This window comes from Flavobacterium bomense, from assembly GCF_003970355.1.
In genome coordinates this window covers 1-1,039 of sequence record NZ_RYDJ01000280.1, presented here as the reverse complement: position 1 = coordinate 1,039, position 1,039 = coordinate 1, and the positions used below count along the sequence as shown (strand labels likewise).

Below are 1,039 nucleotides of genomic sequence, written 5' to 3'. Positions count from 1 at the left end.
AGCTTCCGAGGTGACTTTAATTCACCGCAGAAACGAATTCCGTGGCGCTTTAGATTCAGTAGAGAAAGTTCAAGAACTGAAAAACGCGGGAAAAATCAAAATGATTACTCCCGGAGAAGTAGTTGGTTTGAATGGAGCCGAACATTTAGAATCTATAGATGTGGATATCAACGGAGCTCACAGAAACATTCCTACCGATTATTTTATTCCACTTTTTGGATTAACGCCAAAATTAGGTCCAATTGCAAACTGGGGATTAGAAATTGAGAGAAACGCCATCAAAGTAAACAACGCCTTGGATTATCAAACCAATATTCCCGGAATTTTTGCTATTGGCGATGTCAACACCTATCCTGGAAAATTGAAATTGATTCTTTGCGGATTCCACGAAGCCACTTTAATGTGTCAGGCGGCATATCAAATTATCAATCCAGGAAAGAAATACTTAATGAAATACACCACCGTTTCAGGAATCGATGGATTCGACGGAACTCGTAAAGAAGCACCTAAAGCAGTTGTAAAAGCAATCGATTAACAAAATAGCGATTCAATTTAAGCTGTTGATTTCACATTAAAACATATAATATGACACAAGACGTAACTATAAAAATTACCGATAGAGAAGGAATAACCCACGAGGTACAAGCACCAACCGATATGAATATGAATGTTATGGAACTTGTTTGTGCTTATGAATTAGCTCCAGAAGGAACCATCGGTCTCTGTGGTGGGATGGCAATGTGCGCTTCCTGCCAATGCTATGTGTTGAACCAAGTCGATTTGCCAGAAAGAAACGAGGACGAAGAAGCGATGCTCTCGGAAGCCTTCAATGTAAAAGACAACAGCCGATTGGGTTGCCAAATTTATATCACGAATGCTTTAGAAGGGTTAGAGATTGCACTCGCACCAGAATCATAAGCCTCAAAAGCGAGATTCATCTCTCAATTTAGACTAAATTTTTCATTCTTTTGAAAACCCCAATACGAATTGTACTTTACGTTTTTTTATTCGGTTTCTTCTGCTGTATTTGGGGAATTTT

The 1,039-nt window shown here is 38.9% G+C and carries 2 protein-coding genes; both read left to right on the top strand.

Going from position 1 to position 1,039, the window contains the following annotated elements; translation table 11 throughout:
* Positions 1-535 (top strand): NAD(P)/FAD-dependent oxidoreductase (locus tag EKL98_RS17300; RefSeq protein WP_148104483.1); only part of this gene is annotated, 535 nt, incomplete at its 5' end.
* 50 nt (positions 536-585) lie between these two features.
* Positions 586-918: a 2Fe-2S iron-sulfur cluster-binding family protein gene (locus tag EKL98_RS17295; protein ID WP_126563263.1), complete on the top strand. Its 333-nt coding sequence runs from the start codon at positions 586-588 to the stop codon at positions 916-918.
* The last annotated feature ends 121 nt before the right edge of the window (positions 919-1,039 follow it).